This window comes from Solwaraspora sp. WMMA2056 (genome assembly GCF_030345095.1).
In the GTDB taxonomy this organism is placed as follows: Bacteria; Actinomycetota; Actinomycetes; order Mycobacteriales; family Micromonosporaceae; genus Micromonospora_E.
Window position 1 is genome coordinate 3,555,357 of sequence record NZ_CP128360.1, and the last position, 19,934, is coordinate 3,575,290.

Below are 19,934 nucleotides of genomic sequence, written 5' to 3' on the forward strand. Positions count from 1 at the left end.
TTTCCAGCAACGGTTCGCCGGTGGGCGGGAGTAGAGCGGATGGGGATCTGGCGGTACGACGGGCGGCGACACGGGCAACCGGGCGCGGACAAGACGGCAGGCAGGGTCACTGGGGGTCGACATGGGGGAGCTTCGCGGTACGCACGTACCGGTGCTGCTCGAGCGGTGTCTCGAGCTGCTCGCTCCCGCGCTCGGTCGCGGTGACCGGGCAGCCGTACACGTCGACGCCACCCTCGGGCTCGGCGGGCACGCCGAGGCGGTCCTGGCGGCCTTTCCTTCGGTGACCCTGGTCGGGCTCGACCGGGACCGGGAGGCGCTGGCGCACGCCCGGGACCGGCTCGGTGCGTACGCCGACCGGGTCCACCTGGTCCACGCGGTCTACGACGAGCTGCCCACGGTGCTCGACGAGCTCGAACTGTCCCGGGTGGACAGCGTGTTGTTCGATCTCGGGGTGTCGTCGCTGCAGCTCGACGCCGCCGACCGCGGTTTTTCCTACGCCCGGGACGTGGCGCTGGACATGCGGATGGACCAGAGCCGTGGCCGGACCGCCGAGGAGATCGTCAACGACTATCCCCCCGGCGACCTGGTGCGGGTGCTGCGCGAGTACGGCGAGGAGCGGTTCGCCAGCCGGATCGTTTCGGCGATCGTGCGGGAACGGACCCGGCGGCGGATCACCTCGTCGGCGCGGCTGGCGGAGCTGGTGGAGACCGCCATTCCGGCCGCTACCCGAAGAACTGGGGGAAACCCCGCGAAGAGAACGTTTCAGGCACTGCGGATCGAGGTAAACGAGGAGCTGGCAGTGCTCCGCAGAGCACTGCCAGCCGCGCTGGACGCGCTGCACGTCGGTGGCCGCCTGGTGGTCATGTCCTACCAGTCTCTGGAGGACCGGATCACCAAGCAGTCACTGGCGGGCAGGGTACGCAGCAGCGCACCGCTGGAGCTGCCGGTCGAACTGCCCGGCACCGGCCCGACGTTCCGGTTGCTGACCCGGGGCGCCGAGCTGGCCAGCGAGGCGGAGATCGCGGCCAACCCACGCGCGGCGTCGGTGCGGCTACGAGCGGCGGAGCGCATCGGACAGACGGCGGTGGCCGACGTGGGCACCGCCACCCGGGACAAGGGCGGGGCCGCCCGCGAACGGCCCCGCCCGGCACCCACGCACCACCGGCCCGGCGCGGCGGCGCCCGGGCGGACCACACCGGACGGAGCAACCGGCCGGCGGCGACGTCGCGATGGGGGTCGCGACGCGAAAGAACAGGGGGAGGGGAGATGAACGTAGACAAGCGCGACCGCTCGGGGCAGGTCGGTCAGCGCAGCGCCCGGGCAGGCGCACCGCGGTCGGGGGGCCGGACCGCGGCGCGGCGTACCACCTCGACGGGTGGCTACGCGACCCAGGGCAGCGCTGCGCTGCAGGAGCAGCCCATGACCGCGGACCAGGTCCGGGTCAGGGACACCACGGCACCGGCCGGGCCGCCGCAGCTGCGGGTGGCGCCGCCGGCACCGGTCGCGGTGCCCCGGGCACCGTTCATCGCGATGATCCTGGTGGTCGTCGTCGGTGGGGTGCTCGGCGTGCTGCTGGTGAACACGAAGATCAACGAGAACGCGATCCGGATCGGCACGCTGCAGCAGCAGCAGTCCAGCCTGGACGTGCAGGAGCAGCAGCTGAAGAAGGAGATCGCGCAGTACGAGGCACCGAACAACCTGGCGGCCCAGGCCCGCAAGCTCGGCCTGGTCGAGTCCGGTCCGCCGGCGTTCATCCGACTGCCGGACGGGCGGGTGATCGGCGTACCGCAGCCGGCCACCGGTGAGCCGGCGATCACCAGCCCACAGGGGGCAGGGGAGTAGGCCAGCGTGGCTGACCGTGCCGATCCGCCGCGCCGGGAACCGCAGGGTTCCCGGCGCGGCGGATCCGCTACACCGGGCACCGGCACCGGTGGTGGCACCCGGCGCGGCACCGGCCGGACCGGTGGCACCGGCCGGGAGGCCACCCCACGGGACGGCACCGCGCTCGGCGGCATCGCCGACGCCCGTGCCTACACCCCCCGTGGCCGGACCGTGCGGGAGTCGGCCGAACAGCGACGTACCGGGCGGGCCGCCGATCGCAGCCGCGACCCGTTCCGGCCGGCGCTGCAGGTGCTCGACGGCGGCCGGACCACCACCGGCGGCCCGAACCGGTCGGGCGCCACCGGCGGCACCCCGCGTGGCGGCGAGCCGGCCGGTCGCCGGGCGGAGCCGGCCGCCGGTCGGCGCACCGGGTCGGGCGACACCACCCGGCGGACCGGCGCGGGTGCTGCCCGCCGGGCCGGTGGCGCCGCGCCCCGGCCCGGCACCCAGCGGCGCGCCACCGCGACCGCCTCCCGGGCCGGCGCGGCCCGCCGGGACGGCCCCGCTCGTCGTCGCCGGAGCCTGCCCCGGCTCGCCGACCCGCGTCGGCGGCTGCGGCTGGGCACCTTCCTGACCCTCACCATGTTCGCGGTGATCGGGATCCGGCTGGTCGTGCTCCAGGTCGTCGACGCGCCGGCCTACGCCGACGGCGGTGTACGGGACCGCATCGGCGCCCCGGTGGTGGTGCCGGCGCCACGCGGCAGCATCTACGACCGCACCGGTGCGGTCCTCGTGCACAGCGTCGCCGCCCGGCTCGTCTACTCCGATCCGGGTCTGGTCGAGGATCCACCGGCGGCCGCCGAGGCGCTCTCCCCGTTGCTCGGGATCCCCAGGTCGACGCTGCTGGAGCGGCTGGTGCCGCAGACCCGTCCGGACGGGCAGGAGTCGCGCTTCGAGTTCCTCGCGCGGGGCGTCGACGTCGAGGTGGCCGAGGCCGTGCTGGCACTGGAGCTGGACGGCATCGGTGTCGACTACGACGAGCGTCGCGAGGTGCCGGGCAACGACCTGGCCGCCAACCTGATCGGCTTCGTCGGCACGGACATGAACGGACTGGAAGGCCTCGAGGCACGCTACGACGAGGTGCTGCGCGGCGTGAACGGCCAGCGCGTCGCCGAACAGGGCAACCGGGAACTGCGGCTGGCCGAGATCCCGGGCGGCTACCGGCAGGAGACCGAACCGCAGCCGGGCAGTTCCCTGGTACTCACCATCGACCGCGACCTGCAGTTCGAGGTGCAGCGCCTGCTCAGCTCCGCGATGTCGGCGTACGTCGACGGGGTGGGTGCCGCCGTGGTGCTCGACGCGCACACCGGTGAGGTGCTGGCCCAGGCCAGCCACCCCACGTACAACGCGGCCGACGCCTGGTCCAGCGACCCGGCCGACCGGCAGGACATCGCGACCACCTTCACCGTCGAGCCGGGTTCGGTGCACAAGGCGCTGGTCTTCGGCGCGGCCCTGGAGGAGGGCCTGATCGAGCCGGAGACCACCTTCGACCTCGGCCCGACGATCCGCAAGGGCGACACCACCTTCCGGGACACCCGACCGATCGAGGCCGGCGTGCAGACCAGCCTGGCCGGGATGTTGGCCTACTCGTCGAACGTCGGGACGATCAAGATCGCCGATCTGCTCGGTCCGGAGCGGCTGTACGCCTACCAGGAGGCGTTCGGGCTGGGCAGCCCGACCGGCGTCGGGTTGCCCGGCGAGGCGGGTGGCCGGGTGCTGCCGATCGACGAGTGGAGCGCGTCGTCGTACGGGTCGGTGCCGCTCGGGCACTCGGTGGACGCCACGCCGCTGCAGATGGCGGCGGCCTACGCCACCATCGCCAACGACGGCGTCTACGTCCAGCCACGGATCATCCGGGAGATCGTCGACGACGACGGCGAGCGCACGCCGGCCGCGCCGCCGACCACCCGACGGGTGCTCAGCGCGGACAATGCCGCCGCGCTCCGCACGATCATGGAGGGCGTCACCACCATCCCCGGTGCCACCGGCACCGCCGCGGCGGTCTCCGGCTACCGGGTGGCCGGCAAGACCGGCACCGGCCGGCTGATCGCCGAAGGCCGGGTGCAGCCGGGCGAGGTGGCCTCGTTCATCGGCATGGCCCCGGCCGACGACCCCCGGTACGTCATCGCCGTGGTGGCGCACGTACCCGGCGGTGGCGGCGGGGAGATCCCGGCACCGGCGTTTCGCGACATGATGCGCTTCACCCTGCTGCACTACCGGGTGCCGCCCAGCGGCACGGCGCCACCGGAGTTCGTGGTGCACCCGTGACGACCTGCACCGGAACTCATCCGTACGGGCGAAACGACGCGCGATGCGGTGCGACCGGTAAGCCGCTGCGCGGTCTGCGCCCGTGGACCGGGTAGGGTCTAGCGCCGTGCCCGGCAATCCACGACCCCGCACCAATCGTCCGGTTCCGCTCGCGGAACTCGCCGCCTCGGTGGCAGTGCCGCCACCGGTCGGCGACAACCCGCTGATCAGCGGAATCACCCACGCCAGCGGCGAGGTCCGCCCCGGCGACCTGTACGCGGCGCTGCCGGGAGCCCGGCGGCACGGCGCCGAGTTCGTCGCCGACGCCGTCGCGCGCGGGGCCCTCGCCGTGCTCACCGATCCGGCCGGTGCCGCGGCGGCGGCTGCCGCCACGGTGCCAGCCCTGGTGGTGGCCGACCCCCGGGCCGTCCTGGGGCCGGCCGCCGCGACGGTCTACGGCGCGCCCAGCCAGCGGCTGGCGATGATCGGGTTGACCGGGACCGCCGGCAAGACCAGCACCGCGTACCTGGTGGAGGCGGGGCTGCGGGCCGCTGGCCAGCGCACCGGCCTGATCGGCACCGTGGAGACCCGGCTCGGCGACCTGGTGGTCGCCAGTGCCCGGACCACGCCGGAGGCGACCGACCTGCACGCGATGCTGGCGGTGGCCGCAGAACGGGACGTGGCCAGCATGGTGATGGAGGTGTCCAGCCACGCGCTGGCGCTGGACCGGGTCGGCGGGGTGCGGTTCGCCGTCGGCGGCTACACCAACTTCGGCTCGGACCATCTGGACTTCCACGCCGACGCCGCCGACTACTTCGCGGCGAAGGCCCGGCTGTTCGACGGCCGCTGCGCGGTCGAGGTGCTCAACCACGACGACCCGGCGTTGACGCCGCTGCGCCGCCCGCACACGGTCACCTACTCGGCCGCCGGGGACGCCGCCGCGACCTGGCGGGCCGCCGCGATCAGCGACGACGGCTACCGGCAGCACTTCATCGCCCTCGGTCCGCACGGGGTGTCGATCGAGGCCGGGGTGGGCCTGCCCGGGCGGCACAACGTGGCGAACGCCCTGCTGGCCATCGCCACCCTGGTCGCGCTGGGCGTCGACCCGGTGACCGCCGCCGCCGGGGTCGCCGCCTGCCCCGGCGTTCCGGGCCGTCTGGAGCAGGTCGACGCGCCCGGCCCGGTGCTCGGCGTGGTGGACTACGCCCACAAACCCGACGCGATCGTGGCAGTGCTGGCCGCGCTGCGCGGGCTGAGCCAGTCCCGGCGTGGCCGGTTGATCTGTGTCATCGGCGCCGGCGGTGACCGGGACCGGGGCAAGCGTCCGACGATGGGGCAGGCCGCCGCACGCGGTGCCGACCTGGTGATCGTCACCGATGACAATCCCCGTACCGAGGACCCGGCGGTGATCCGGGCGCAGCTGCGCCGAGGGGCGGACGAGGCCGTCGGTGCCGAGGTGGTGGAGGTCGCCGGCCGGCGTGCCGCGATCGACGAGGCGGTCCGACTGGCCGCGCCGGCCGACGTGATAGCCCTGCTGGGCAAGGGGCACGAGCAGGGCCAGGAGATCGACGGCCAGATCCTGCCGTTCGACGACCGGGTGGAGCTCTCGGCGGCGCTGACCGCCCGCTTCGGCGCGCTGGTGGGTCAGCCGTGATCCCGATGACGCTGGCCGAGGTGGCCGCAGCGGTCGGCGGGCGGTTGCACGCGGCCGACCCGGCGGTCCGCGTCACCGGTGGGGTGGAGTTCGACTCCCGCAAGATCGGTCCCGGTGGGCTGTTCGTCGCCTTCGCCGGGGAACGGGTCGACGGGCACGACTTCGCGGCGACCGCGATCGCCGCCGGTGCGGTCGCCGTGCTCGGCACCCGCCCGGTCGACGTGGCCGTCGACGGCCCGACCGACGACGCGGCGTCGACCGACGTCGCGGCGTCGGGCGGTGGCTCCGTGGTGACCCGGCCGGTGCCGATGGTGCTGGTCGACGATCCGCTCGTCGCCATGGCGGCGCTGGCCCGGGCCGTGCTGGACCGGCTGCCGCAGCTGACCGTGATCGGCATCACCGGGTCCTCCGGCAAGACCACCACCAAGGACCTGATCGCCCAGCTCGCCACGGCACTGGGGCCGACGGTGGCACCCGCCGGGTCGTTCAACAACGAACTCGGGCACCCGTACACGGTGTTGCGGGCCGACGCGCAGACCCGCTTCCTGGTGCTGGAGATGGGTGCCCGGGGAGTCGGGCACATCCGCCACCTCTGCGAGATCGCCCGACCCCGGATCGGGGTCGTGATCAACGTCGGGGTCGCGCACATCGGCGAGTTCGGCTCCGTCGACGCGATCGCCACGGCAAAGGGTGAGCTGGTCGAGGCGCTGCCGGCGGACGGCGTGGCGGTGCTCAACGCCGACGATCCCCGGGTGGCGGGCATGGCCGCCCGGACCGGTGCCCGGGTGGTGCTGGCCGGCGAGGATGCGGCGGCGACGGTCCGTGCCGAGCAGGTCACCGTCGACGACCGGGGTCGGGCCACGTACCAGCTGGTCACCCCGGGCGGTACGGCATCGGTGCGGCTCGCCGTCAGCGGCCGTCACCAGGTCGGCAACAGCCTGTTGGCGGCGGCCGTCGCGATCGAGCTCGGGATGACCGGGCCGGCCGAGCTCGCCGCCGCGATCGGCGGGCTGCGGCTGGTGTCGACCCGCCGGATGGACGTGTTCGACCGACCGGACGGCGTGACCGTGATCGACGATTCCTACAATGCCAATCCGGCTTCCACCGCGGCGGCGTTGCGCGCGTTGGCGGACCTCGGCCAGGGGCGGCGGACCTTCGCGGTCCTCGGCTACCTCGCCGAGTTGGGCGAGTACGAGCAGTCCGGTCATGCCGAGGTCGGGCGGCTCGCCGCCGAGCTCGGCGTGCACCGGCTGGTGGTGGTGGGTGAGCAGGCCGCGCCGATCCGACAGGGAGCGGCGTCGGTGCAGACGTGGGAAGGGGAGTCGGTGCTGGTCACCGATCAACAGGCAGCGATCGACCTGCTCGGGCAGGAACTGGCCGGCGGCGACGTGGTTCTGGTGAAAGGCTCGCGCTACCGCACCTGGGAGGTCGCCGACGCGCTGCGCGACGGTGCCGGGGAGGCGACGGCGTGAGGGCTGTCATCGTCGCGGCGGCCGTGGCGTTCCTGGTGTCACTGTTCGGTACGCCGGTGGCGATCAAGGTGTTCACCCGGCTCAAGGCCGGCCAACCGATCCGGGCCGAGGGCCCGGCCATGCACCAGGGCAAGAAGGGCACGCCGACGATGGGCGGTGTGGTCTTCATCGTCGCCACGGTGATCGCCTACGTTGCCGGGCACCTGGCCCTGACCACCCTGCCGGAGCAGCAGATCGCCCAGATCGGGCCGACCATCACCGCGTTGGTCCTGCTCGGCCTGCTGGTCTTCTCCGGCGCGGTCGGTTTCATCGACGACTTCCTCAAGGTCCGCAAGCGCAACAGCGCCGGGTTGAACAAGCGTGGCAAGCTGCTCGGCCAGATCCTGGTCGGCGCGGTCTTCGGCATCATCGCGCTCTACTTCCCGAGCACGATGGTGGACTCCACCGGCGACGCGACCAACACCGAGACGGTCGGCAGCACCACCATCTCGTTCATCAGGGACATCGACGCCCTCGACGTCGGCAAGGCCGTGTCGGTGGTCATCTTCATCTTCGTGGTGATGGCGACGACCAACGGGGTGAACCTGACCGACGGGCTCGACGGGCTGGCCACCGGAGCGTCGGTGATGGTCCTCGGCGCGTACGCGCTGATCGCGTTCTGGCAGTACCGACACTGGTGTGCCGACCCCAACTACACGGCCGAGTACTGCTACCAGGTGCGCGACCCGCTGGAGATCGCGCTGATCGCCGGGGCCGCCGCCGGTGCCTGTGTCGGCTTCCTGTGGTGGAACACCTCACCGGCGCGCATCTTCATGGGCGACACCGGAGCGCTCGGCCTGGGCGGGCTGATCGCCGGGATGGCGATGGCCACCCGGACCATGCTGCTGCTGCTGATCATCGGCGGGTTGTTCGTGATCATCACGATGTCGGTGGTGATCCAGATCATTTCGTTCCGGACCACCGGCAAGCGGGTGTTCCGGATGTCGCCGCTGCAGCACCACTTCGAGCTCGCGGGGTGGAGCGAGGTCAACATCGTCGTCCGGTTCTGGATCATCGCCGGGATCGGGGTGGCGATCGGGCTGGGCCTGTTCTACAGCGAGTTCCTCGCCGTGATGGGCTGACTCGCCGTGACGGGCCGACCGGACCGCCCGGCGGGTGCCGGCCGCCGCTGACCGACGGTCACCGGTGACGATCTGATCGTCACGACACGCCGGGGTCGGCCGTGATGCCGTGCCGGCACCGGCGGCACCGCCGATGATGGACCGATGCGCGGGACGAAGGGGCGGTCCGGATGAGCGGCGATCCGGACCAGCCTGCTGCCGGGACCACGGCGACCGCGACACCCCGGACCGGGGCGACCGGTCCGGGCCAGGGCTCGTCGACCCGGACCGGGGCGGGCCAGCGGCCGTCGGCCCCGTCCGGGCAGCCCGTGTCGTCGCCGACCGGCGGCGGAGGGTGGGACCTCGGCGGTGGGTTGGCCGCCCTGCGGGGGATGCTGGCCCGACCGCTCGCCTCGTACTATCTGCTGATTTTCAGCAGCGGTCTGCTGCTGATGATCGGCCTGACCATGGTCTTCTCCGCGACCAGCATCAAGGCCTACATCGACGACGGCAGCGCGTTCAGCGTCCTGAGCCGCCAGGCGACCTTCGCGGTGATCGGTCTGGTCGCCTTCTGGCTGTGTCAGCGACTGCCCGGACGTACGTTCCGGGCACTGGGCATCGTCATCCTCGGCGCCTCCGTCGCGTTGCTGCTGGTGCTCAACGGGATGCTGCTGCTCGCCTCGCTCGCCGGCTGGCCGCAGGCCCAGATCGGCCCGGTCCGTGCCCACCTGCTCTGGCTCTACTTCGGCTCGTTCCAGCTGCAGCCCTCCGAGCTGGCCAAGCTCGGGCTGGTGCTGTGGGGTGCCGACGTGATCGCCCGTAAGGGTGCCGACCTGGGCCAGTGGCGGCAACTGGCGATCCCGTTGTTTCCCGCCGTCGGCCTGCTGTTCCTCCTGGTCGGCTACAACGACCTGGGCACTATGCTCTGCATCCTGGCGCTGGTCGTCGGGCTGCTCTGGGCCGCCGGCGTCCCGCTGCGGATCTTCGCCACGCTGGGCGCGGTCGGCCTGGCCGGCATCGGCCTGCTGATCGCCGCCGCCTGGCAGGGTGCCGGCTCCGGTGCCCAGGACGCGGACAACTACCGGCTTGCCCGGCTCACGTCGTTCTTCACCCCGCCGGACCAGTGCGTCGACGACTGCTACCAGGCGCTACAGGCCCGGTACGCCATCGCCAACGGCGGCTGGTTCGGTGAAGGGCTCGGGTCCAGCCGGTTGAAGTGGGGCTACCTGCCGCAGGCCGAGGACGACTTCATCTTCGCCATCGTCGCCGAGGAGCTCGGTGTGGTCGGCTGCGTCGTGGTGCTGGCCCTGTTCGCGGTCCTGGCGTACACCGCGCTGCGTATCGCCAGGCGGGTCGACGACGCGTTCCGCCGGCTCGCTGCGGCCGCTGCGGCCAGCTGGCTGATCAGCCAGGCGGTGATCAACATCGGGGGAGTGGTCGGGTTGCTGCCGATCACCGGCATCCCGCTGCCGTTCATCTCGGCGGGTGGCAGCGCACTGGTGGTGACCCTGGCCGCGATCGGCATGCTGGCGTCGTTCGCCCGGGCCGAGCCGGACGCCGCGCGGGCGCTCAACGCCCGCCCACCGGCGCGCTGGGTCCGCCTGCTCTGGGCCCCGTTGCCGCCGTTGCCGCGTCGCCGGCACCCGGCGAAGCCCCGGATGACCGGCGTCGCGCCCGGCCAGTCACGCCAGCCCGGCCAGTCACGCCAGCCCGGGGTCGCGCCGCGCCCGCCGGGGCAGGCCGATCGCCAGGCGCGTTCCGGCAGCTCCGGCGGGTCGGCGACGCCCCGTGCGCCGAAGCGCCGGGACGGGCGTTAACGTACCCCCGCGAAAGGCGTGCCCGGGCCCGGCGGTCCGCACGTACCGTCGGTGGTGTCGCGCTCGCCGTCGGCGACACGCCGGCCGCCGTGTCCACCGGAGCGAGCGAGAGGAGATACTGATGGGTCCGCTGCGATCGGTGGTACTGGCGGGTGGAGGTACCGGCGGGCACATCTACCCGTTGCTCGCCTTCGCCGACTGCCTGCGCCGACACGATCCGAGCGTCCGGATCACCTGTCTCGGCACCCCCAAGGGGCTGGAGAACGAACTGATTCCGCCGCACGGCTACGATCTGCGGCTGATCCCCGCACATCAGCTGCCCCGGTCGGTCAACATGAACCTCGTGCGTACTCCGGACCGGATGTTCAAGGCCGCCCGCGCCGCCGGCAAGGTGATCGACGAGGTGCAGGCCGACGTCGTCGTCGGGTTCGGCGGCTACGTCTCGGTGCCCGCGTACCTGGCGGCCTGGCGGCGTGAGCTGCCGATCGTGGTGCACGAGGTGAACGTGCCACCGGGGGTGGCCAATCGGATGGGGATGCGGTTCACCAAGCACGTCGCGGTCGGGTTCCCGCACCAGCCGGTGCAGGCCGAGTCGCTGCGTCAGGCGCGGGTCGTCGGTGTGCCGCTGCGCCGGGGCATCGCCGGACTCGACCGGGCCGCCGCCCGGGCCGCCGCCCGCGCCCACTTCGGGCTGCGCCCCGACCTGCCGACCATTTTCGTCTCCGGCGGCTCGCAGGGGGCCCGGTCGATCAACCTGGCCGTCTCCGGCGCCGCCAAGGAGCTGGCCCGCGCGGGTGTGCAGGTGCTGCACGCGATCGGCGCGCGCAACGAGCCGATCTCCGTACCCAGCGATCTTCCGGCGCCGTACGTGACGTTGCCGTACCTGTCGGAGATGGAGCTGGGGTATGCCGCCGCCGACCTGATGGTGTGCCGGGGCGGGGCGATGACCTGCGCGGAGGTGGCCGCGATCGGGCTGCCGGCCGTCTACGTGCCGTACCCGCACAGCAACCAGGAACAGAAGCGCAACGCCCTGCCGGTGGTCGAGGCGGGCGGTGGGCTGCTGGTCGACGACGCCGAGCTGACCCCGGCCTGGATCGAGCAGGTCGTGGTGCCGCTGGCCCGGGATCCGCAGCGGCTGGCCGCGATGGGTGCGGCGGCGGCCGCGTACGGTCGTCGCGACGGCGACGAGGCACTGCTCGACTTCGTCTACGAGGCGGTGTCCCGATGACCCGCGATGGGAAGGTGACCACGTGAACACCACCGAGTTCGCCCCGGCCGGTACTCTCGCCGCCGAGGACCTGGGCACCGTACATCTCATCGGTGTCGGCGGGGTCGGCATGAGCGGCCTGGCCCGCCTGCTGCTCACCCGTGGCATCCCGGTGACCGGCAGCGAACTGCGGGACTGGCCGTCGCTGGCCGGGCTGCGCGCGCTCGGCGGCACCATCCACATGACCCACGACGCGGCGAACCTCGACGGCGTGGACACCGTCGTCTATTCGACCGCGATCCCGGCCGACCACGTCGAACTGGCCACCGCCCGGGCGCGCGGGCTGCGGGTGCTGCACCGTTCCGAGGCGCTGGCCGCCGCGATGACCGGCCGGCGGACCATCGCGGTGGCCGGCACCCACGGCAAGACCACCACGACCTCGATGGTCACCCTGATCCTGCAGCAGGCCGGCGAGGATCCGTCCTTCGTGATCGGCGGGGAGATCTCCGAGGTCGGATCCAACGCCCATCACGGTACGGGGGACTACTTCGTCGCCGAGGCCGACGAGAGCGACCGGTCCTTCCTGCTCTACCGGCCGTACGTGTCGATCGTCACGAACATCGACGCCGACCACCTGAACACCTACGGCGACCTGGCCGGCCTGGCCGCCGGGTTCGCCGAGTTCGCCCGGCTGACCGACCCGGACGGCTTCGTGGTGACCTGCGCCGACGACCCGGGCACCCGAGCGCTGACCGAGGCGCTGCGCGACGAGGGCCGCACCGTCCACACCTACGGGGAGTCCGCCGACGCGGACCTGCGGTTGTCGCAGATCGGGTCCGCCGCAGCCGGGGTGCGCTACCAGGCCACCCTGGACGGTGCTCCGCTCGGTGAGATCGTCCTGCCGGTGCCGGGGCGCCATCTGGGGCTCAACAGCGCGGCGGCGGTGCTCACCGCCCTGCGCCTGGGTGTGCCCATCGGCGCGGCGGTCGCCGCGCTCGGCGCGTTCCCCGGGGTCCGGCGCCGGTTCGAGCGCAAGGGCAGCACCGCCGGGGTGACGGTCTACGACGAGTACGCCTACCACCCGACCTCGATGACGGCGGCGTTGCGCACCATGCAGGAGGTCGCCGGTGACGGTCGGCTCGTCGTGGTGTTCCAGCCCTACCGGGTCTACCGCACCCGGGACCTGCAGGCCGAACTCGCCGAGGCGTTGTCGATCGCCGACGAGGTGATCGTGATGGAGGTGTTCGGCCCCGGTGAGCTCCGTGAACCTGGCGAGGGCGGGGTGTCGTTGACCGCGGCGGTGCCGCTGCCCGACGACCGCAAGGTCTTCGTGCCCTCCTGGGAGGACGTCCCGGGTGAGGTGGTCCGCCGGGCCCGTCCGGGTGACGTCGTCGTCACCATGGGTGCTCCGCCGATCTCCCTGCTCGGTGACGAACTGCTGGCCGCGCTGGCTGCGGCGGCCGACGCCGGATGACGCCCGCCGGCCGACCGGGCCGACCCGGCCTCGGTCGGGCGGCGGCCGGCCGACCGGGAGTACCCCGATCCGGTGCCGCCCGCCCGGGCGGGCGGTCGACCGGGTCTCCGAGCGGTGGTGTCTCCGGGGTGCGGACCGGCTCCGGTGGCGGCTCCGACGGCGAGTCACGCACCGGATCCCGGCCGGGCCGCCGGTGGCGGCTGGTCCGGGCGAGTCGGGAGGCGGTACCGCCGTCGGTCCGCCGGTTCATGCGTCGGGCCCGGCGCCGTCGGTTGCGGGCGGCGCTGCCCTGGGCGGTCGCGGGTGTGGTGCTGGTGCTTGCCCTGACCGGGTGGTGGGTGGTCGCGGCGACCTCGGTGTTCGGCGTGGACCGGGTGCAGGTCGCCGGGGCCGTGGTGACCACCGAGGACGCCGTACGGGCCGCCGCCGACGTGCCGGTCGGCACGCCGCTGGTCCGGGTGGACCTGACGGCGGTGGCCGACCGGGTCGCCGCCCTGGCGGCGGTGGAGCGTGCGGTGGCCAGCCGTGACTGGCCCGGCACGTTGGTGATCACCGTGGTGGAGCGGGTGCCGGCGGCCGTGGTGCCGCAGGGCGACGGGTACCTGGTCGTCGACGCCGCCGGGGTGGCGTTTCGGACCGTGGCCACCCGCCCGGACGGGCTGGCGGTGATCCGGTTGACGGCTGCGGAGTTCGACCAGGGGCTGGCGCGTGACGCGGTGAGCGTGCTCGGCGCGCTGACCGCCCCCCTGCGGGAGCTGCTCGTCGAGATCGAGGTGAGCGGTCCGGCCGGGATCCAGTTGCGCCTTGCCGACGACCGGGTGGTGATCTGGGGTGACGCCACCGACAATGAGGTCAAGGCGCAGGTGGCGGACGCGCTGTTGGAACGCGCGGACACCGTCATGGATGTCAGCGCACCGGATGTGGTGACGATCCGCTGACCCGGCGTGCCGTTCGCGTGATTTCAGGACGGCTCCGTGCAGAAGGTACATTACGGGGTGCCGGGTCGGACTCGGTGCGGTGCACCGGGCGACACGCCGTCGTGGTCCTTGGATCACGCCGTACGTGCGCTTACGTTGCCACGAGAGGCGCAGTGGTTGACATAGCCCTGAGCCTCTAGTAGAGGGTTAGGGTTCCGCCCGCGCTCTCGTGTACGACGGGTCTGTCCTCCGTGGTCCAACCGGGTCAGGCCGGCGCCCGCCAATCTCGAAGGGAAGGCACCCCGATGACACCTCCGCACAACTACCTGGCGGTCATCAAGGTCGTCGGCATCGGCGGAGGCGGCGTCAACGCCGTCAACCGGATGATCGAGGTTGGCCTCAAGGGCGTCGAGTTCATCGCGATCAACACCGACGCCCAGGCGTTGCTGATGAGCGACGCCGACGTCAAGCTCGACGTCGGCCGCGAGCTGACCCGGGGCCTCGGCGCGGGGGCCAACCCGGACGTCGGCAAGAACGCCGCCGAGGACCACCGTGACGAGATCGAGGAAGTGCTCAAGGGCGCCGACATGGTCTTCGTCACCTGCGGTGAGGGTGGCGGTACGGGTACCGGCGGCGCTCCGGTGGTCGCCAACATCGCCCGTAAGCTCGGCGCGCTGACGATCGGTGTGGTCACCCGGCCGTTCTCCTTCGAGGGCAAGCGCCGCCAGGTGCAGGCCGAGGCCGGCATCGAGGAGCTGCGCAACCAGTGCGACACGCTGATCGTCATCCCGAACGACCGGCTGCTGGCCCTCGGTGACCGGGGGATCAGCATGATGGACGCCTTCCGCCAGGCCGACCAGGTGTTGCTCTCCGGTGTCCAGGGGATCACCGACCTGATCACCACACCGGGTCTGATCAACCTGGACTTCGCCGACGTGAAGAGCGTGATGAGCGGGGCCGGCAGCGCACTGATGGGCATCGGTAGCGCCCGGGGCGAGAACCGGGCCGTCGAGGCCGCCGAGGCCGCCATCTCCAGCCCGCTGCTGGAACAGAGCATGGACGGTGCCCGGGGGGTGCTGCTGTCCATCGCCGGTGGCTCCGATCTCGGGCTGTTCGAGATCAACGACGCGGCCCAGCTGGTCACCGACGCCGCGCACGCCGACGCCAACATCATCTTCGGCGCGGTCATCGACGACGCCCTCGGCGACGAGGTGCGGGTGACCGTCATCGCCGCCGGGTTCGACGGCGGGGCACCGGCGTACAAGCCGGCCGAAGGTCCGCGCAAGGTGCCCGCGAGCCCGGTGTCGCCGGCCGCCCCGGCGGTGGCGCCGGCCCCCCAGCCGCCGACCCCGCAGACCCGCCGGGTGCTCTTCGACGACGTGGACGTGCCGGACTTCCTGAAGAACGGCTCGTGACCAGCCGCGACCGGCGTACCGACGGGGACCGGCGGGCCGAGCTGGCCGACGCGCTCGTTGCGGTCCGGGCCCGGGTCACCGCCGCCGCCGTGGCGGCCGGCCGCGACCCCGCCGAGGTGACGTTGATCGCGGTGACCAAGACCTGTCCCGCCAGCGACGTGCGGCTGCTCGCCGAACTCGGTGTCACCGACGTCGGGGAGAACCGCGACCAGGAGGCGGCGCCGAAGGCGGCGGCGCTCGCCGCCGATCCGTCGGTGCCGACACCGCGCTGGCACTTCATCGGTCAGCTGCAGCGCAACAAGTGCCGGTCGGTCGTCCGGTACGCCGACGTGGTGCAGTCGGTGGACCGGGTGGCGCTGGCCCGGGCGCTCGACGTCGCCGCTGCTGCCGAGTCCGCCGCCGGCCGGACGACGCCCCGGCTGCTCGACGTACTCGTGCAGGTCAGTCTGGACGGCGTCGCGGGACGTGGTGGGGTGCTGATCGATTCCACCGACTCCGACCACGGCTTCTGGCCGGTGGTCGATGCCGTCACGGCGCAGTCGCATCTGCGACTCGCCGGCCTGATGGCGGTGGCACCGCTGGGTCGGCCGCCCGAGCCGGCATTCGCCCGACTGGCCGAGCTGTCCGCCCAGCTCACGGCGGCGGTGCCGCAGGCACGGGTGATCTCGGCCGGGATGAGCGGGGACCTCGAAGCGGCGATCGCCGCCGGTGCGACACACGTCCGTGTCGGAAGTGCGTTGCTCGGAAACCGCCCAACGCTACGGTAGCCTGACGGCGGGTACCAAACTACATCAGTGTTGTTCGGGGCGGACCCCTCGTAGTCGGGGGTCGACGTCGGTGACCGGGTAAGAGGGACACCGACGGGGGGACGACTCGGACCGGTGGGCACGCAGCGGTGTTCACGCGCGACAGCGGCACGGCGGGGGCGCGTGCCGTACGGCGGACGGAGGGGCGCGGCATGGGTGCACTGCGCAAGGCGGGGGTCTGGCTAGGCCTGGTCGAGGAGGACGACGACCGGGGCTACGACGACGGCGGGTACGACAAGGCCAGTTACCGTGAGTCGCGATACCGCGACAGCAGGTACGCCGACGAGTTCGCTGACGACGAAGAGCCGGACGATCCGCCGCCGCGCGCCCGCCCGACGGTGGAGCGGCTGCGGCCGTCGGACCGGCTGCATGCCCGCGCCGCCGAGCGGGAGCACCGGTTGGCCGACCGGGACGCCCGGGGCGGCGAGCCGGAGCGGTCCGAACGGTCCGAACGGTCCAGTGTGCGTTCGATCACCCGGGGCGGTGCCGACCAGGCGTCGACCCCTACGTACCAGACCCGGGACAACCTGGCTCTCGCGCCACAGCCGGTGGTGCGCGAGCGGGTGGTCGTCGCCGAGGAGGAGCAGCGCTACCAGATCACCACGCTGCACCCCACGACCTACCGGGAGGCCCGCACGATCGGCGAGCACTTCCGCGACGGCACCCCGGTGATCATCAACCTCACCGAGATGGACGAGGCGGATGCCCGCCGACTGGTTGATTTCGCTGCCGGACTGGCCTTCGGTCTGCGCGGTACGATCGAGCGCGTCACCAACCGGGTGTTTCTGCTCTCACCGGCCAACGTCCAGGTCACCGCCGAGGACAAGGCCAAGATAGCCGAGGGTGGATTTTTCAGCTTGAGCTAACCCCAGACGAGGACCTGGCCTGCCGTGTTGTCGATCTTGTTCCAAGTCCTGTATCTGCTGCTGTACGTGTTTCTGCTGACCCTGTTGGCGAGGTTTGTCCTGAGTGCGGTGCTTCAGTACGGTCGGCGGTGGCAACCCGGGCGGGGGGCCGCCGCCGGAATGGAATCGGTGTGGAGCGTCACTGATCCCCCTCTCAAAGCGTTGAGGCGGGTGATCCCACCACTGCGAATTGGTACCGTGAGCTTCGACCTGGCCTCCCTTGTGCTCCTGGTTATCCTGTTCGTGCTGATCACGTTCGTGGTGGAGCCGCTGATCAGGGCAACCAACTGACCGGCGCGCTACGCGGCCGCAACTGACCCGAGGAGTTTCGATGCCGCTAACCCCGGCCGACGTCCACAACGTCGCCTTCAAAAAACCTCCGATCGGCAAGCGGGGGTACGACGAGGAGGAGGTCGACGCCTTCCTGGACGAGGTCGAGCGTGAGCTCGCCCGTCTGATCGAGGAGAACAACGAGCTGCGCGCCCAGGTGGAGCGGGGCGGGCGGGGCGGCCCGGCCGGTCCCGGCGGCGACCCGCGGCTCGCGGCGGAGCTGAACGACCTCAAGGCGCAGCTCGACCGCGTGCAGCGGGACAAGGCCGCCGCCGAGCAGGCCGCCCGCGCGATGCAGGCCGAGCTGGAGCAGGTCCGGTCGACCGGCGGCCCCGGCGGTGTCGGCGGCGACGGCGAGCAGCAGGCGCTGCGGGTGCTGATGATGGCCCAGCGGACCGCGGACGACCACGTCTCCGACGCGCGCCGGGAAGCCGACAAGCTACTCACCGACGCCCGGACCAAGGCCGAGGAGGTCACCCGCGAGGCGCGGGCCAAGGCCGACGCGTTGGAGCGCGACGCGCGGCAGCGCCACCAGGAGGCGATGGGCGGGCTCGACGCCAAGCGGACCGCGCTGCAGAAGCACATCGAGGAGCTCAAGCAGTTCGAGCGCGAGTACCGGACCCGGCTCAAGGCGTACCTGGAGAGCCAGCTGCGCGATCTCGACGGTCGCGGCCAGGGCCTGGAGGCCGAGATGGGTCGGGTCGAGGGCGGTCGCTCCGCCGCTGGCTCCGGTGGTCTGGCCACCGCCGGGTTGGCCAGCTCCTACGGCGGTAGCCGGTCGAGCGCTCTTGAGGCCGGCCGCTGAGGCCGAGTCGGCTGCGGGGGATACGCCAGGGACAGTGCGGCGGGGGTGAGCCGTGATCGTTGCAAGCTTGCTGCTCATCCTCGTCGCCGTCACGCTGCTCGTGCTCGGCCTGGCGGGCGGTTCCAGCATGTTGCTGGTCGGTTCGATCGTGGCGAGCCTGCTCGCTGCGGTCGCCCTCGTCGTCGGTGCCCGCCAGGCGGCTGCGGCCCGCGCGGCCGACGCCGACGCGGCCGACGCCGAATTGAGCACGCCCGGTGCCGGCGGTTGGCCGGTCGGATACGACGAGCCGTACGTCGCCGATCCGCCGCCGGCGCGTTCCGGTTTCCCGCCGGCGGCCACCCCTGCGGGGGCGGCGCGAACGGTGCCGGACCCGGCGGTGACCTTCCCGCCGGCGTCGGCGACGGTGCTGGACGACACGGTGCCGGGCACTGCAGTGCCGGATGCCACGGCGACGGTGCCGGCCAGCCGGCAGCCGACCGGCGGTTCGCAGACGGGCGCGTCCCCGGGCACCGGGGCGGTGGGCGACGATCCGGTCGAGGTCGAGGTCGACCCGCCCGACGAACCTGCCGCCGAGCAGACGGCCGAGGCCGAGCGGGCCGTCCTGGCCCGGATCGAGGCCGAGGTGATCGTGGTCGACGGCCGGCCCCGGTACCACCTGTCCGACTGCGTGCACCTGGTGACCCGCCCAGGGGAGCCGCTGCCCGTACGGGAGGCGTTGGAGCTCGGCTTCACGCCGTGCAGTCTGTGCGGGCCGGACCGGGCGCTGCTGACCGAGGCCGGCCGGGTCTGACCGGTGCGGCCGCGTCGGGTCCATGCCGTCCCCGCCTGATCGTGGCGGTCGTCGTGCCGATCGCGCGTCGACCAGCCTGTCGGTCGCCGTACGGGTCAAGCCAGGGTCGTCGCGGTCCCGCGTCGGCGGGTCCCATCCGGGCCCGCGCGGTCCCGCGTTGGTGATAGCCGTGTCGGCACCGGCGGTGGACGGTCGCGCCACCGAGGCCGCCCGCCGCGCGCTCGCGGCCGCGCTCGACGTACCGGCCCGCCGGGTCACGGTACAGACCGGTGCGACGAGCCGTGACAAGGTCTTCGCCGTCGCGGTGGCCGACGAGGCCGACCGGCTCACTGCCCGCGTCGCGCAACTACGGGACAGCTGACGGTCGGACCACTAGGGTGTGGAGCATCGATCACGATGTGCCCGCTTTGCTGATATCTGGTCGAGAAAAAACCTTTTGTACGGCAGGTAAAGCCATACAAAACGGGGCAAAGAAGGCGGCATTGTTGTCGGAAGCCTTCACGTTCCGTATCCTTGCGAATCTCCGGAGTGTGCAACGGACCTGTTGCGCACCCGACGGTGCTCCGCGGCCGGGCGTCGGCAGCGGCTCCGACGGTCCGCCGGAGCACTGCCGATTGCCGCCGGTGACGCGGCCGAGGGAGCGACGATGGCCAAGCCAGTCGACACGAAGACCGCCGCCCGCAGGCCGGCGGCCCGGCCGGCGCGCAGCGCGGCGGAGACCACCAAGATCCGTAGCGCCCTGCAGGCCCGACGGGACGAGTTGCGCACCGAGTATGATCAGACGTTGAGCGAGATCACCGAGCTGCAGCGGGAGCGGCTGACCGACTCGGCCGGCGACGACCAGGCCGACACCGGCACCAAGACGTTCGAGCGGGAGCAGGAGATTTCTCTCGCCAGGAACATCCTGGACCGCATCAACCAGGTGGAGCGGGCGCTGGAGCGGTTGGACGAGGGACACTACGGCTGGTGTGAGCGGTGCGGCACGGACATCCCGGTCGAACGGCTCGCGGCCTTCCCCTCGGCGACCCTCTGCGTGACCTGCAAGCAACTTGAGGAGCGGCGCTAGTCGGGCGGGTCGGTCGATCGACCCGAGGCCGCTCGGCGGACGCCGCCG

18 protein-coding genes are annotated in these 19,934 nt (G+C 72.5%); all 18 read left to right on the forward strand.

Translation table 11 applies throughout. From position 1 onward, the window contains the following. Positions 1–121 precede the first annotated feature (121 nt). The 18 genes from rsmH (at position 122) to O7608_RS16285 (ending at position 19,886) form a co-directional block, all read left to right on the forward strand. The gene (gene rsmH / locus O7608_RS16200; protein ID WP_502959127.1) at positions 122–1,270 is read left to right on the forward strand and encodes a 16S rRNA (cytosine(1402)-N(4))-methyltransferase RsmH; all 1,149 of its coding nucleotides are present in this window, start codon (positions 122–124) and stop codon (positions 1,268–1,270) included. Beyond that, positions 1,267–1,842, forward strand: a complete 576-nt coding sequence (gene ftsL / locus O7608_RS16205) for a cell division protein FtsL (RefSeq protein ID WP_289205366.1) — start codon at positions 1,267–1,269, stop codon at positions 1,840–1,842. Before rsmH ends, ftsL begins: the two co-directional genes overlap by 4 nt. A 6-nt stretch (positions 1,843–1,848) precedes the next feature. Continuing rightward, positions 1,849–4,149, forward strand: a complete 2,301-nt coding sequence (locus O7608_RS16210) for a peptidoglycan D,D-transpeptidase FtsI family protein (RefSeq protein ID WP_289205367.1) — start codon at positions 1,849–1,851, stop codon at positions 4,147–4,149. 106 nt (positions 4,150–4,255) lie between these two features. After that, the gene (locus O7608_RS16215; RefSeq protein WP_289205368.1) at positions 4,256–5,782 is read left to right on the forward strand and encodes a UDP-N-acetylmuramoyl-L-alanyl-D-glutamate--2,6-diaminopimelate ligase; all 1,527 of its coding nucleotides are present in this window, start codon (positions 4,256–4,258) and stop codon (positions 5,780–5,782) included. Further along, positions 5,779–7,254, forward strand: coding sequence for a UDP-N-acetylmuramoyl-tripeptide--D-alanyl-D-alanine ligase (locus O7608_RS16220; RefSeq protein WP_289205369.1), 1,476 nt, complete (start codon positions 5,779–5,781; stop codon positions 7,252–7,254). The genes O7608_RS16215 and O7608_RS16220 overlap by 4 nt, the downstream gene beginning before the upstream one ends. Beyond that, the gene (gene mraY, locus O7608_RS16225; RefSeq protein ID WP_289205370.1) at positions 7,251–8,375 is read left to right on the forward strand and encodes a phospho-N-acetylmuramoyl-pentapeptide-transferase; all 1,125 of its coding nucleotides are present in this window, start codon (positions 7,251–7,253) and stop codon (positions 8,373–8,375) included. The genes O7608_RS16220 and mraY overlap by 4 nt, the downstream gene beginning before the upstream one ends. A 353-nt stretch (positions 8,376–8,728) precedes the next feature. Beyond that, a complete protein-coding gene (locus O7608_RS16230; RefSeq protein ID WP_421361541.1) occupies positions 8,729–10,171 on the forward strand; it encodes an FtsW/RodA/SpoVE family cell cycle protein in 1,443 nt (480 codons plus the stop codon). Between the two features lie 121 nt (positions 10,172–10,292). Then, complete coding sequence (gene murG / locus O7608_RS16235) at positions 10,293–11,399, forward strand: undecaprenyldiphospho-muramoylpentapeptide beta-N-acetylglucosaminyltransferase (RefSeq protein WP_289205371.1); 1,107 nt, start codon at positions 10,293–10,295, stop codon at positions 11,397–11,399. A gap of 22 nt (positions 11,400–11,421) precedes the next feature. Further along, a complete protein-coding gene (gene murC / locus O7608_RS16240) occupies positions 11,422–12,852 on the forward strand; it encodes a UDP-N-acetylmuramate--L-alanine ligase (RefSeq protein ID WP_289205372.1) in 1,431 nt (476 codons plus the stop codon). A 128-nt stretch (positions 12,853–12,980) separates the two neighbouring features. Continuing rightward, entirely contained in the window at positions 12,981–13,790 is an 810-nt protein-coding gene (locus O7608_RS16245; protein ID WP_289205373.1) for a cell division protein FtsQ/DivIB, read from the forward strand. A gap of 284 nt (positions 13,791–14,074) precedes the next feature. Beyond that, positions 14,075–15,184, forward strand: coding sequence for a cell division protein FtsZ (gene ftsZ / locus O7608_RS16250; RefSeq protein ID WP_282228232.1), 1,110 nt, complete (start codon positions 14,075–14,077; stop codon positions 15,182–15,184). Beyond that, positions 15,181–15,951 carry a YggS family pyridoxal phosphate-dependent enzyme gene (locus tag O7608_RS16255; RefSeq protein ID WP_289205374.1) on the forward strand — a complete coding sequence of 257 codons (771 nt, stop codon included), beginning with the start codon at positions 15,181–15,183 and terminating at the stop codon, positions 15,949–15,951. The genes ftsZ and O7608_RS16255 overlap by 4 nt, the downstream gene beginning before the upstream one ends. Before the next feature lie 191 nt (positions 15,952–16,142). Next, a complete protein-coding gene (locus tag O7608_RS16260; RefSeq protein WP_289205375.1) occupies positions 16,143–16,856 on the forward strand; it encodes a cell division protein SepF in 714 nt (237 codons plus the stop codon). Between the two features lie 24 nt (positions 16,857–16,880). Further along, complete coding sequence (locus O7608_RS16265; RefSeq protein ID WP_282228229.1) at positions 16,881–17,186, forward strand: YggT family protein; 306 nt, start codon at positions 16,881–16,883, stop codon at positions 17,184–17,186. Positions 17,187–17,226: 40 nt separating this feature from the next. Further along, a complete protein-coding gene (locus O7608_RS16270) occupies positions 17,227–18,030 on the forward strand; it encodes a DivIVA domain-containing protein (protein WP_289205376.1) in 804 nt (267 codons plus the stop codon). A gap of 52 nt (positions 18,031–18,082) precedes the next feature. After that, a complete protein-coding gene (locus O7608_RS16275) occupies positions 18,083–18,820 on the forward strand; it encodes a hypothetical protein (protein WP_289205377.1) in 738 nt (245 codons plus the stop codon). A 22-nt stretch (positions 18,821–18,842) separates the two neighbouring features. Then, positions 18,843–19,181: a DUF167 domain-containing protein gene (locus O7608_RS16280; RefSeq protein WP_289205378.1), complete on the forward strand. Its 339-nt coding sequence runs from the start codon at positions 18,843–18,845 to the stop codon at positions 19,179–19,181. 285 nt (positions 19,182–19,466) lie between these two features. Beyond that, entirely contained in the window at positions 19,467–19,886 is a 420-nt protein-coding gene (locus O7608_RS16285; protein ID WP_289205379.1) for a TraR/DksA family transcriptional regulator, read from the forward strand. Positions 19,887–19,934 lie beyond the last annotated feature (48 nt).